Origin of the sequence: Bradyrhizobium sp. 160 (assembly GCF_023073735.1) — a bacterium.
Classification (GTDB): domain Bacteria; phylum Pseudomonadota; class Alphaproteobacteria; order Rhizobiales; family Xanthobacteraceae; genus Bradyrhizobium.
In genome coordinates this window covers 74,065-85,962 of record NZ_JADPKD010000036.1, presented here as the reverse complement: position 1 = coordinate 85,962, position 11,898 = coordinate 74,065, and the positions used below count along the sequence as shown (strand labels likewise).

The window sequence follows — 11,898 nt, the reverse complement described above, 5'->3', positions numbered from 1 at the left end:
GACCAAAGGATGAACTTCTTGAGCAGGCCTATGAAAACCGAAAGCGAACTCATCGCCATGGCGAATCCCGAGTTGAAGGTTCATGCCGACTGTCCCGATGGAATGACCATTTCGATCTCGGCGATGGCAGTCCAGAGCCGGCCGGTCCAGGTCGCCAGGACAACGCCGGCAAGTCTCGCCAGCACATGAGGGCCTTCAACGACGAAGTTCAGATCCCGCAATTGGGCCTGCGGCCGGTATGTTTATTGAGCGGTCCTTTGCGCGGCCTTCTCAATCCTTCTGGAAGAGAACAATCATCCTGGGGACCATCGTGTCCCGAGGCCCCGGGCGGCGCCTTCTGCGCGACGATCGGCGGACGTGGTTGCTGCAGCGCATCCTCGTTCACTGTGCTGAGTGAACGGCTTTTCTCGCGCAAGCCGCCGGCGAACAGGCTCCTTGCCCAAGAGACTATTCCTGCGAAGGACGTGTATTTTGGCCAACCCTCCATGATCAGCACGCGCAATCGTCTTCAGGCAGCGGTCTGCTTCCGCGCGGCCTCCATTCTTCGGAATAGCTCCAGCCACCGCTGCTCTTTCGGAGAGAGCGGTAGCTCGGAATGTCGCCAAGCCGGCTTGCCATCCAGCGGAAGCTGAGCATCCAAAAGTTCGAATTCGGTCGTCTCCTCAGGGGTAAGGCCTGCAAGGACCCGGCGACGCTTCTTATCGAGCGTGTACAAGCGCGAGGTCAGCACGATCTCTCCGCTTGGCGCAAACGTCGACGGAGAAACTATTGGCGTGTTCCCTTTCACTGCAGCACCATCATCGTTCATCTCGCGGGCAACAAGCTTGGCCAGCAAAATGGCGCACTCGCGCAGGTCAGTTGCGAAGGGAGGCTGGCCGCAGCCTCCCCTCACCGAGCATTCACGCTGTCACACGTGGATGACCCTGATGCAGTTGCCAGACTCGGAGAGCCGCAACAGCGGCGACGAGGATTCCGGCGATGACGTGGAGCGGTGCCACCGTTGCCTTGGCCGAGAAGTGCAGCACCCAGGGTGACACGGCGACCCAAACGCCGGCGGCCAGAGCTATCCACTCCTGCCATTCGGCGAACATCGCCAGCGCCGCCACGGCCAGCGCAGCGATCAAGATGCCGCTCAACCAAGCATTCCAGTTAGTGGGACTTTCAGCGGCGAACCCGAAGGCCCACGGCGAGATGAACAAGCCGAGGCCGATCACAAGGTTGACCCCATCGGCGATCATGTCCTTTTTCCAGATGGTGTTCATGTTGCAACTCCTTACATTGGCTCCTTTCCCTCACTCTCTTTGCACAGGCCAGTCCGGCGACGTGCGAAAGCGAACTCCCGCCCGTCCCGCGGTTACTTGCCGTTGATGGCGATCCGTTTCACCTTTTGCTGCGCGGTCGGTAACTTCGGCAGCGTCACGGCGAGCACGCCATTCTTGAAAGACGCCTCGATCTTGTCCTGATCGACATCGTCGACCGGGACGGAGCGCTCGAAGCGTCCGTAGTAGCGTTCGCTGAAGCGGCGCTCCTTGTCTTCGGTCTCGCTCCTTTTTTCGCCGCTGATGGTCAACAGACCGCCCCTCAGTTCGACGTTGACGTCCTTCTCCTCGAGACCGGGAAGCTCGGCGAGGACCTTGACTTCCTTCTCCGTCTCATTGACTTCGATGTTCGGCCATCCGGTCGCTTGGGAGCCAAACGGAGTGACGTCGAACGTGCGGAACGCATCATCGAACAGCCGATTCATCTCGCGATGAAGCGCGAGGAACGGATTGGCTTCGCTGCGGTGCGGACTCAGATCGCGAGAGCCGCTATTCCGGGGAATGAGATCACGTAGTGGCATAGCTTTCCTCCTTCGTGTTTTCTTCATGCTCACTTGACAAAATTCGGCCGCGCGCGGCCACGCCGCGCAGGCGGTTTCGACGGCCCGAACGGAACTCCGTCAGGCGGTCTGCTTTCCTTCGATTTGCTGGTTGTCGTTGCCGGCGACTTCGATCGCGATACGACGTGGCTTCATCGCCTCCGGGATTTCCCGAACCAGAGCGATCTTCAGCATGCCGTTTTCGAACGTCGCATCCTTGACCTGGACATAGTCCGCCAGGTTGAAAACGCGGCGGAACGGCCGCAGGGAGATTCCCTGGTACAGGTAGTCTTGATCACCTTTGCTGGGCTTGCGCCCCTCAACCGTAAGCGTCGATTGCTCGGCGGTGATGGTGATCTCCTCGGGACTGAAGCCTGCCAGTGCCAGCGTGATCCGGTACTGGTTCTCACCGATACGCGCGATGTCGTACGGCGGATAATTGTCGTCCGCATTCGTCGCGTTATTGACGAGGTCGAACAGACGATCGAAGCCGACGCTCGAGCGCCAGAACGGGGGCATTTCGTAAGTTCTCATAACCACATCCTCCTTGGAGCAACATGGATAGGAGCAACGCCGGTTTTCCGACGGCCTTGACCGGACCCTGAGGGCGTCCGGCGCCACACATGTGGCAACCAAGAGCTAGAACGGCGCCGATCGTTTTCAAGAGCGCCATGCGCCCTCGAATTGTATTTTTGCCGTCCCGACCTCGGCTTCGGTAGATTGTTGTATTCGCATCAGCCGCCGCTGCAGATGGCCACCTTCGCGCTTGCGCCACCAGCCCCATGCTTGGCCGGCCCACACCTTTGGAGTCGGCACGGGAGCTCCGTAAATCGAGGCCGTTAAGGCCATTGTCGGATTCACCGCCTGCATTTCCCTGCTCACACGGGCCCGGCGCGGCTGTTATTTCTCGAAGGAACAATTCGGAAGATACGACATTTTGTGAGCGCCGCCGGCATGGCGCGCCTGGGCGCCGCTTCTGGGCCCAGGCGCATGCTGGGGGAGCTCACCCGCTTTGCTCCGAGGAGGAATTGGAAAATGAGCACCCTGTCAGTCCGATCGAGTCTGCCCGCCACCTGCTCCGGAGCAGGTCGAATATCACCGACAAAAAAGTAGCCTCGCGCGAGGTCGTCGAGATGAACGGCTGGATACGGGGTGATACTTCGCTCAACCTGCCCACGACGCGGGAGCACGGGGCCGAGCAAATCGAGGACTGGCTGATCGATCCGGCGCCCGACCCGAAGAGGCTGCTGTCGGAGGCGGAGGATCGTAGCGGGGTAAGAAGCGCACCGGAGGACGCGCTCGCTCTCCTTGACCTCGGTGAGCGCCATATCGTCGGGGCGCGATTCCTGGCCGAACAGCCGAAGACCCTGGCGGAGCTTGCCGGCACTTTCGGCGTATCGCGCGAGCGGGTCCGCTCGCGCACTGCAAAAGGTCAGGAGCGCGATGCGCTCCCGTTTGGATGATCTGCGCGCCGTCCCGATCGGGCCTGGCGCAGCGGTTAATCGCGGAGGGAAGAAGATGAAGATTGCGCAGATTGCCCCGCTGTTCGAGAGCGTCCCGCCCCGGCTTTATGGGGGAACGGAGCGGGTGGTTTCGTGGCTGACCGAGGAGCTGGTGCGACAGGGTCACCAAGTGACGCTGTTTGCGAGTCAGGACTCCATTACCTCGGCCGAGCTCGTTCCCTGCACCACTCGTGCGCTGCGCCTCGATCCCGACGTGCAAGATGCTATTCCCCATCAGATGGTCATGCTCGACAAGGTGCGCGAGCGCGCGGATGAGTTCGACATCCTGCACTTCCACACCGACTATCTGCATTTTCCGCTGTTCCGGTCCGAACGCGGCCGGACGCTGACAACGTTGCACGGCCGGCAGGATCTGCTGGACCATATGCCGTTCTACCGCCGATTTTCCGACATGCCGCTGGTTTCGATTTCGAACGCGCAACGGGCGCCGCTCTCAGGCGCGAACTTCGTGGCGACGGTGTACCACGGCCTTCCGCTCGATCTGCACACCCCCAGCTTCAGCCCGAAAGGCGGCTATCTCGCGTTTCTCGGCCGCATCTCACCGGAGAAACGTCCCGACCGCGCTATTGCAGTTGCGCGGGCGGCGGGGCTTCCGCTCAAGATAGCTGCCAAGGTCGACAAGGCCGATGAAGCCTATTTTCGCGGTGTCATCGCGCCGATGCTGAACGAGTCGGGAATCGAGTTCATCGGCGAGATCAATGAGAGCGCCAAAAGCGAATTTCTCGGCAATGCGGCAGCGCTGCTCTTCCCGATCGACTGGCCGGAGCCTTTCGGTCTGGTCATGATCGAAGCCATGGCCTGCGCCACGCCGGTGCTCGCCTTCCGTTGCGGATCGGTCCCGGAAATCGTCGACGACGGACTGACCGGCCGTATCGTGTCCGACGTCGATGAGGCGGTGCGGGCCATTCCCGGATTGCTGGCACTCGACCGCAAAGCCATCCGCGCCCGGTTCGAGGGACGTTTCTCGTCCGCCCGCATGGCGACGGAGTATACCAGGATCTACCAGAGGATGCTTCGCAGCCTTACCGCCAACTCCGGCTATCGGCACTCGCTGCGCGTTCGGCCGACCTCCACGGACACCGCTCCGGGAGCGCCGCCCACGGCCGCGTAAAAGGATAATTGAAGGGGCGGACCTGCGGCACTGCGGAAAGCCGGCAAGGGCGCCGCTCCGTCCCGCCGTGCACGGCAAGTCGTCGCCGGCGGTGTCGAAAAATTTTCGTAGCCCCTCTTGACCTCATCTTTGCCGCGCCTAGGTCGATTTTGCCGGACGGCCGGTTGCGGCCCCCGGTTCTTATGACATCGCTGAATTGTAGGGGAGGATGTGCATGCATTTCCGTCCATTGCATGATCGCGTGCTGGTGCGACGCATCGATGCCGAGGAGAGGACCGCCGGCGGCATCATCATTCCGGACACGGCGAAGGAAAAGCCGCAGGAGGGCGAGGTGATCGCCGCCGGGCCGGGTGGCCGCAACGAACAGGGCCAGTTGGTGCCGCTCGACGTGAAGGTCGGCGACCGGGTGCTGTTCGGCAAATGGTCCGGCACGGAGGTGAAGATCGACGGCAAAGAACTTCTCATCATGAAGGAAAGCGATCTACTGGGCGTGATCGAGAAGGCCGCCGCGACGAAGAAGGCCGCGTGAAGCGCTGACACTCATTGAACGGCAAAGGAGAGAACGTCATGGCTGCCAAGGACGTCAAATTCTCGACGGAAGCCCGCGACCGCATGCTGCGCGGCGTCGATACGCTGGCAAACGCTGTCAAGGTGACGCTCGGACCGAAAGGCCGCAACGTGGTGCTGGAGAAATCGTTCGGGGCGCCGCGCATCACCAAGGACGGTGTCACCGTGGCCAAGGAGATCGAGCTCGAAGACAAGTTCGAGAACATGGGCGCGCAGATGGTGCGCGAGGTGGCGTCGAAGACCAGCGACGTCGCCGGCGACGGTACGACGACTGCGACCGTGCTGGCGCAATCGATCGTCAAGGAAGGCGCCAAGTCGGTTGCAGCGGGTATGAACCCGATGGACCTCAAGCGCGGCATCGACCTCGCAGTCGAGGCGATCGTCAAGGACCTCCAATCGCACGCCAAGAAGGTCACGGCGAACGACGAGATCGCCCAGGTCGCGACGATCTCCGCGAATGGCGACACTGAGATCGGCCGCTTCCTCGCCGAGGCCATGAAGAAGGTCGGCAACGAAGGCGTCATCACCGTGGAGGAGGCAAAGAGCCTCAACACGGAGTTGGAGGTGGTAGAGGGCATGCAGTTCGATCGCGGCTATGTGTCGCCCTATTTCGTCACCAATGCCGAAAAGATGCGGGCGGAGCTCGAAGACCCGTACATCCTGATCCACGAGAAGAAGCTGTCCGCACTGCAATCGATGCTGCCGCTGCTCGAGTCGGTGGCGCAGTCGGGCAAGCCGCTGCTGATCATCGCCGAAGACATCGAAGGCGAGGCGCTGGCGACGCTGGTCGTGAACAAGCTGCGCGGCGGGCTCAAGATCGCAGCCGTCAAGGCGCCGGGCTTCGGCGATCGCCGCAAGGCAATGCTGGAGGACATCGCGATCCTCACCGGCGGCACGATGATCGCCGAAGATCTCGGCATCAAGCTCGAGAACGTCACGCTGAACATGCTCGGCCGGGCCAAGAAGGTGGTAATTGACAAGGAGAACACGACCATCGTCAATGGCGCCGGCGCCAAGAAGGACATCGAGGCGCGCGTTGCCCAGATCAAGCTGCAGATCGAGGAGACCACCTCGGACTACGATCGCGAGAAGTTGCAGGAGCGGCTTGCCAAGCTCGCGGGCGGCGTGGCCGTAATCCGGGTCGGCGGTGCCACTGAAGTCGAGGTCAAGGAGCGCAAGGATCGCGTCGACGACGCGATGCATGCGACGCGCGCTGCGGTGGAAGAAGGCATCCTGCCGGGCGGCGGAGTGGCGCTGTTGCGGGCGCTCAAGGCGCTTGAACGCGTCAAGACCGCCAACGCCGACCAAAAGGCCGGCGTCGACATCGTGCGCCGGGCGATCCAGATGCCAGCCCGCCAGATCGTCGAGAATGCTGGCGAGGACGGTTCGCTGGTGGTCGGCAGGCTGATCGAAAACGGCGACTACAATTGGGGCTTTAACGCCGCGACTGGCGAGTACCAGGATCTGGTGCGGGCCGGCGTGATCGACCCGGCCAAGGTGGTTCGCACAGCCCTGCAGGATGCCGCGTCTATCGCCGCCCTTCTGATCACCACCGAAGCGCTCGTCGCCGAGAAACCAAAGAAGGTGGAAGCCCCAGCCGCGCCGCAGATGGACTTCTAACTTAGCAAGTAACGGACCCACGTCTCGACCAGGAAAGGAGACATCGACGTACGAGGAGCGGTCAGATGAGCAGAGATCGTCAGCAAAGGCTGCGTAGAAACGGAGCGGCGGCCGTGCACTGGCTGATGTTCACCCTCAGCTGCGCCACGATCGCCTGGATCAGTCTTTTTCGAACGATAGGAGGATGAGATGATCAGCGATCACATCATTATCTCCGCTCGGGCGGAGAAATCCCGCGTAGTGCTCGCGCAACGCCTGGCCCGCCGGATACTCACGGCGTCGATCGCTGCGATCCTCCTGCTGCCGTCGCTGGCGGCTTGGGGAATGGATCGTATGCCGGGCAAACCCCTTCCGGCCGACGCGTTCGAAAGGAAGATCGCGCTCCCACCGATTCCTCATCTTGAGTCGATGCCATGGATGAAGTGGAACGCTGGCGTGAATACCAGGGTCGATAGCTTGATGACGGCGGATACGCCTTCATCCTGGTTCATGCTGGCGCCGCGCGAGCTTCCGGCACCGTCGTTCGGCTCTTGAACCCGAACATCCCCGGCGTCGGTGAACTCCGCGCCTGAGATCGCTTGCAGCCTCGATGCTTAGATCGGTGGCTGCAGCGGCGTGAAACTCCGCCTCGCGGGAGGGAGCCTCGTGCTTGCCTTGGGCCCCCGAGAACCCTCCGCGGTATTGTCGCCTTATCCTCGAAGCCGGCGTTCTCGGGCTCGATTGGCTCATGCCCAGCGCAGAGGACGCGGCAGGCGTTGTTCGCTAAGGCATTGAACCCTTGCCTCGCTTGGCATGATGTTCCTGAAATGCTGTTCTGAGTTCCGCTAGTTCGTCGTTTGTTGCACCAAGCTCCGCTTCCGCACGACTTGCCAACAAATCCAGGTAAACGATCGGCCGATCGAACTGGCTCGCCGTGAAGTCGTACCTCACGCCTTCGATCCGGTTGTAAAAATGGTCCGCGGCAGGCAGCGGTGTCCTCAGCAACTGGCCGCCGAACAGTTCATGAATGAGCAGCGCAGTGACATTGCATTGCCCGGCCGCCGGATTGTCCGCGGTCCATTGGCTGGCTGTCGATGACGACCATGCCTTTCGCAGTGCGTCTTGAACTTCATCGGGATCAAAGCTCATGGCCATTCCCCCCAGATCGGCGCGAACCCAAATTTCGGATTATACGATTTTCGCTTTTTGCCACTGTTTTGCCCGACGAGTCAAGCGGGCTCCGTAATTCACAGAATCGGAACAGCAAAACGAATCCGTCGCTCGGCATCCCTAGCGCTAGTTTCGCGCCCAAAATCGCGGCGCGGACGCCAGCTGCCCGCCGATCGTCTCATCCCGCTAATTAGCTCGACATATCAGCCTATTGGCAGCACCGACAGGCAATCCCGCTATCACCCCTCGTCTACTGTGCATGGGGTTGTTTTCGCTGTTTTTGTTTTGGACGTGCTTCGGAACGCCGCAACAACAACGCCCCGGAGCCTTCCGCTCCGGGGCGTTGCAGGCAACACGTGGCGTGATCAGCTCTGGGAGCGCCGGGCCATGAAGATGTCGTAGCCGACCTCGGCGACCTGGAACCAGGCGTAGCCGTCGCTCGTGAACTTGGCGAGGGAATCGTGGACCTTCTTGAAGTTGGCGTTGGTGACGCCGACCTCGGCGTGCAGCTCCTTGGCGGCCTTATGGCAGGCGTCCATGATCGGCGGCGAGAAGGCGTGCAGCTTGGCTCCGCCGGCGAGCAGCTTCTTCAGCGCCAGCGGATTGGCGGTGTCGTAGCGCGCCATCATGTAGTTGTTGGCGTAGTGGCCGGCCTGCTCCAGCACGCTCTGGTAATATTTCGGCAGCGCGTTCCACTTGTCGAGATTGACGAAGGCCAGCAGCATCGGTCCGCCTTCCCACCAGCCGGGATAGTAGTAATGCGGCGCGATCTTGTAGAAGCCGAGCTTCTCGTCGTCATAGGGGCCGACCCATTCGGCGCCGTCGATGGTGCCCTTCTCCAGCGCGGGATAGATGTCGCCGCCGGCGAGCTGCTGCGGCACCACGCCGAGCTTCTGGAGCACGCGTCCGGCAAAGCCGCCAATGCGGAATTTCATGCCCTTGAGATCGTCGGGCGTGTTGACCTCTTTCCTGAACCAGCCGCCCATCTGGCAGCCGGTGTTGCCCGCGAGCAGCGAGATGACGTTGTAGTTCTTGTAGAACTCGTTGAGGACGTCGCGCCCGCCGCCCTGCATGTACCAGGCCTGGTTGATGCGCATGTTGGGACCGAACGGCACGGCTGAGCCGAAGGTGAAGGTCGGATCCTTGCCGAAATAGTAGTAGGACGCGGTGTGGCCGATCTCGCAGGTGCCGTTCTGCACGGCATCGAGCACCTGGAGACCCGGCACGATCTCGCCGGCGGCGAAGATCTGGATCTGGAATTTGTTGTCGGTCGCTTCAGCGACCATCTTGCACATCATCTCGGCGCCGCCAAACAGCGTGTCGAGCGATTTCGGCCAGCTCGTCGGCATGCGCCATTTGATTTCCGGCATCGACTGCGCGATCGCAGGCGCGGCGAGCGTGGCGGCACCGGCCGCACTAAGTCCCGTGACCTTGATGAAGTCTCTTCTCTTCATGATTTCCTACCCTGATGGATCTGATTGTGGGCCTTCTTGTCGAGGCTTGGGGACAGCATGGAACATCGCCGGGCCGAATGCCATCCCGATCGCACTGCGGCAAAGAAAAAGCCCGGCCTCGCGAGCGAGGCCGGGCGATCCGTCTTACGACTTAAGCCGTAGATCAGCCGCGCGTGCGGGAGCGGATCATGAAGCTGTCGTAGGTATATTCGGCGACCTGCCACCACAGATATTCGTCGGAGCGATAGGCCTGCATGGCGTCGATCGACTTCTTGAAGTCGGGGTTCTTGGCCGAGACTTCCGCCCAAAGCTCGTTGGTCGCCTTGAGGCAGGCTTCCAGCACCTCGTTGGTGAAGGGACGAAGCTGGGTGCCGCCGGCGACGAGACGCTTCAGCGCCGATGGGTTCTGCATGTCGTAACGCGCGGCCATCCAGGTGTTGGCATTGGCCGTCGCGTTGGTGAGGATCGCCTGATAGTTCTTCGGCAGCGCATTCCACTTTTCCAGGTTGGCGAAGGCGTGGACGGTCGGACCACCTTCCCAGAAACCCGGATAATAGTAGTACTTGGCGACCTTGGCGAAGCCGAGCTTCTCGTCATCGTAGGGACCGACCCACTCGGCCGCGTCGATGGTGCCCTTCTCCAATGCCGGGTAGATGTCGCCGCCAGCGAGCTGCTGCGGCACCACGCCGACCTTCTGGAGCACCTGCCCGGCAATGCCGCCGATGCGCATCTTCAGGCCGGAGAGGTCGGCAACCGTCTTGATCTCCTTGCGGAACCAGCCGCCCATTTGGGTGCCGGTGTTGCCGCAGGGGAAGCCGACCACGTTCGACTTCTTGAAGAACTCGTTGGCGAGTTCGTTGCCGCCGCCCTGATAGAGCCACGAATTCTGTTGGCGCGCATTGAGGCCGAACGGCACCGAGGCGAAGATCGCGAAGGTCGGATCCTTGCCGACATAGTAGTAGGACACGGTATGGCACATCTCCACCGTGCCGCTGGAGGTCGCATCGAGCGCCTGCAGGCCGGGGACGAGCTCGCCGGCCGCAAACACCTGGATCTGGAATTTGTTGTCGGTCATCTCGGCGACATACTTTGCCACCTGCTCGGCGCCGCCATAGATGGTGTCGAGCGACTTCGGGAAGCTCGAAGTCAGGCGCCACTTCACCTCAGGCGAGGATTGCGCGATCGCCGGCGAGGCCACCGCGGTTGCCGCCGCGCCCGCTGCCGACACTTTAAGAAATTCACGACGCTTCATCTTCATCTCTCTCCTTGCTGGGGCGTTTCCCCTCAACTTCTCTTTTGCCGCCGCTCATTCCGGCGACGCGTGAAGGCCGCGTCGAACCGAAGGGGCTTGACTGCCGTGGGCGTTTAACACGGAAGCCCCGCTTGCGGAACGCGACAATGGCATGACGGGACTCTACGAAAGTCGCATGTCCCCGGAGCTTGCCGTGGCGACCGGTTCAGGCCGCGGCGATCACACCCTTGAGCTGGTCCCGGACCTGGCCTGCAATGGCGCGGTAGATCGCCGCATGAGGTCCGTCCGGCTCGCTGTCGACGACGGGATTGCCGGCATCCGAGGTGGCGCGAATCGCCATGTGCAGGGGGATCTCGCCCAGGAACGGTACTCCGAGCTTCTCCGCCTCGTGCCGCGCCCCGCCATGGCCGAATATATCCGACTTGGTGCCGCAATGCGGGCACTGGAAGTAGCTCATGTTCTCGACGATGCCGAGCACGGGCACGTTGACCTTCTTGAACATGGCAAGCCCCCGCCGTGCATCGATCAGAGACAGGTCCTGCGGGGTCGAGACGATCACGGCGCCCTTCAGCGGCACGTTCTGAGCCAGCGTGAGCTGGGCGTCGCCGGTGCCAGGCGGCATGTCGACCACCAGCACGTCGAGCTTGCCCCATTCGACGTCGCGCAGCATCTGCGTCACCGCCGACATCACCATGGGGCCGCGCCAGATCATCGCGGTCTCCTCCTCCACCAAAAAGCCGATCGACATGATGGCGAGGCCGAAGCGCCGGAGCGGAATCATCTTGCGCTCGTCGTTCAGCTCCGGCTTGTCGCGCAGGCCGGTCAGCCGCGGCACCGAGGGGCCGTAGATGTCGGCGTCGAGCAGCCCGACCTTGAGGCCGAGGTCGCGCAGGCCGAGCGCCAGATTGAGCGCGGTGGTCGATTTTCCCACCCCGCCCTTGCCGGAGGCCACCGCGATCACGGCGGCAACGCCCGGGATCTCAGACTGCCGCGCCATCGGCGATTGGCCGGCCTGCGGCGGCTTATGGGCGTGGGCCGGCTGCACGCCGGGCGTGCCGCGGCTCGGCTGCGGTGGTGGCGGCGGCGCGGAGCCCGGCTTGCGCTCCGCGGTCAGCGCCACCATCACGGTGGTGACGCCGGGAATGGCGCGCACAGCGGCTTCCGCTTCGGCCCGGATGGACTCCCAGGCTCGCGCCTCGGCGGCATCGACATTGATCGAGAAGAACACCTTGCCGTCGGAGGCGCTGATTGCGCTCAGCACATTGGCGTTGGTGAGCGCGACCCCGCGCGGCGACTTGATCCGGCCAAGGCTGTCGAGAACCTGTTGCTGCGTCACGCTCAAAGCGCATCTCCTGATTTCAAGA

The 11,898-nt window shown here is 62.3% G+C and carries 14 protein-coding genes; 5 read left to right on the top strand and 9 right to left on the bottom strand.

Annotation, left to right across the window (positions count from 1 at the left end):
* Window positions 1-80: 80 nt before the first annotated feature.
* The 5 genes from IVA98_RS16560 to IVA98_RS16540 all read right to left on the bottom strand — a co-directional run bounded on the left by IVA98_RS16560 (window position 81) and on the right by IVA98_RS16540 (window position 2,392).
* Window positions 81-221 (bottom strand): hypothetical protein, encoded by a 141-nt coding sequence (locus IVA98_RS16560; RefSeq protein ID WP_247295825.1) that lies wholly within the window; start codon window positions 219-221, stop codon window positions 81-83.
* A gap of 287 nt (window positions 222-508) precedes the next feature.
* Entirely contained in the window at window positions 509-835 is a 327-nt protein-coding gene (locus IVA98_RS16555; RefSeq protein ID WP_247295749.1) for a hypothetical protein, read from the bottom strand.
* A 64-nt stretch (window positions 836-899) separates the two neighbouring features.
* The gene (locus tag IVA98_RS16550; protein WP_247295750.1) at window positions 900-1,262 is read right to left on the bottom strand and encodes an SPW repeat protein; all 363 of its coding nucleotides are present in this window, start codon (window positions 1,260-1,262) and stop codon (window positions 900-902) included.
* A 92-nt stretch (window positions 1,263-1,354) separates the two neighbouring features.
* On the bottom strand, window positions 1,355-1,840 hold the full coding sequence (locus IVA98_RS16545) for an Hsp20/alpha crystallin family protein (protein ID WP_247295752.1): 486 nt from the start codon (window positions 1,838-1,840) through the stop codon (window positions 1,355-1,357).
* Window positions 1,841-1,939: 99 nt separating this feature from the next.
* Entirely contained in the window at window positions 1,940-2,392 is a 453-nt protein-coding gene (locus IVA98_RS16540; protein ID WP_247355220.1) for an Hsp20 family protein, read from the bottom strand.
* A gap of 599 nt (window positions 2,393-2,991) precedes the next feature.
* On the opposite strand from IVA98_RS16540, the gene IVA98_RS16535 reads away from it, so the two are divergent.
* The 5 genes from IVA98_RS16535 to IVA98_RS16515 all read left to right on the top strand — a co-directional run bounded on the left by IVA98_RS16535 (window position 2,992) and on the right by IVA98_RS16515 (window position 7,213).
* A complete protein-coding gene (locus IVA98_RS16535) occupies window positions 2,992-3,321 on the top strand; it encodes a sigma factor-like helix-turn-helix DNA-binding protein (RefSeq protein ID WP_247355219.1) in 330 nt (109 codons plus the stop codon).
* A 55-nt stretch (window positions 3,322-3,376) separates the two neighbouring features.
* The gene (locus IVA98_RS16530; protein ID WP_247295758.1) at window positions 3,377-4,492 is read left to right on the top strand and encodes a glycosyltransferase family 4 protein; all 1,116 of its coding nucleotides are present in this window, start codon (window positions 3,377-3,379) and stop codon (window positions 4,490-4,492) included.
* Window positions 4,493-4,706: 214 nt separating this feature from the next.
* A complete protein-coding gene (gene groES / locus IVA98_RS16525) occupies window positions 4,707-5,021 on the top strand; it encodes a co-chaperone GroES (protein ID WP_247295761.1) in 315 nt (104 codons plus the stop codon).
* 38 nt (window positions 5,022-5,059) lie between these two features.
* Window positions 5,060-6,679 (top strand): chaperonin GroEL, encoded by a 1,620-nt coding sequence (gene groL / locus IVA98_RS16520; RefSeq protein WP_247295763.1) that lies wholly within the window; start codon window positions 5,060-5,062, stop codon window positions 6,677-6,679.
* 189 nt (window positions 6,680-6,868) lie between these two features.
* A complete protein-coding gene (locus IVA98_RS16515; protein WP_247295766.1) occupies window positions 6,869-7,213 on the top strand; it encodes a hypothetical protein in 345 nt (114 codons plus the stop codon).
* 228 nt (window positions 7,214-7,441) lie between these two features.
* Here the strand turns inward: IVA98_RS16515 and IVA98_RS16510 are convergent, their stop codons facing one another.
* The 4 genes from IVA98_RS16510 to IVA98_RS16495 all read right to left on the bottom strand — a co-directional run bounded on the left by IVA98_RS16510 (window position 7,442) and on the right by IVA98_RS16495 (window position 11,876).
* Window positions 7,442-7,807, bottom strand: coding sequence for a YunG family protein (locus IVA98_RS16510; RefSeq protein WP_247295769.1), 366 nt, complete (start codon window positions 7,805-7,807; stop codon window positions 7,442-7,444).
* 386 nt (window positions 7,808-8,193) lie between these two features.
* Window positions 8,194-9,282 (bottom strand): TRAP transporter substrate-binding protein, encoded by a 1,089-nt coding sequence (locus IVA98_RS16505; protein ID WP_247295771.1) that lies wholly within the window; start codon window positions 9,280-9,282, stop codon window positions 8,194-8,196.
* 163 nt (window positions 9,283-9,445) lie between these two features.
* Entirely contained in the window at window positions 9,446-10,534 is a 1,089-nt protein-coding gene (locus IVA98_RS16500; protein ID WP_247295773.1) for a TRAP transporter substrate-binding protein, read from the bottom strand.
* Between the two features lie 205 nt (window positions 10,535-10,739).
* A complete protein-coding gene (locus tag IVA98_RS16495) occupies window positions 10,740-11,876 on the bottom strand; it encodes an Mrp/NBP35 family ATP-binding protein (RefSeq protein ID WP_247281409.1) in 1,137 nt (378 codons plus the stop codon).
* Between the last annotated feature and the right edge of the window lie 22 nt (window positions 11,877-11,898).

Coding starts and splice junctions, on each gene's coding strand:
- IVA98_RS16540 (WP_247355220.1), bottom strand. CDS start 2,392: ATGAGAACTTACGAAATGCCCCCGTTCTGGCGCTCGAGCGTCGGCTTC.
- IVA98_RS16500 (WP_247295773.1), bottom strand. CDS start 10,534: ATGAAGCGTCGTGAATTTCTTAAAGTGTCGGCAGCGGGCGCGGCGGCA.
- IVA98_RS16535 (WP_247355219.1), top strand. CDS start 2,992: ATGAACGGCTGGATACGGGGTGATACTTCGCTCAACCTGCCCACGACG.
- groES (WP_247295761.1), top strand. CDS start 4,707: ATGCATTTCCGTCCATTGCATGATCGCGTGCTGGTGCGACGCATCGAT.
- groL (WP_247295763.1), top strand. CDS start 5,060: ATGGCTGCCAAGGACGTCAAATTCTCGACGGAAGCCCGCGACCGCATG.
- IVA98_RS16510 (WP_247295769.1), bottom strand. CDS start 7,807: ATGAGCTTTGATCCCGATGAAGTTCAAGACGCACTGCGAAAGGCATGG.
- IVA98_RS16505 (WP_247295771.1), bottom strand. CDS start 9,282: ATGAAGAGAAGAGACTTCATCAAGGTCACGGGACTTAGTGCGGCCGGT.
- IVA98_RS16515 (WP_247295766.1), top strand. CDS start 6,869: ATGATCAGCGATCACATCATTATCTCCGCTCGGGCGGAGAAATCCCGC.
- IVA98_RS16530 (WP_247295758.1), top strand. CDS start 3,377: ATGAAGATTGCGCAGATTGCCCCGCTGTTCGAGAGCGTCCCGCCCCGG.
- IVA98_RS16550 (WP_247295750.1), bottom strand. CDS start 1,262: ATGAACACCATCTGGAAAAAGGACATGATCGCCGATGGGGTCAACCTT.
- IVA98_RS16545 (WP_247295752.1), bottom strand. CDS start 1,840: ATGCCACTACGTGATCTCATTCCCCGGAATAGCGGCTCTCGCGATCTG.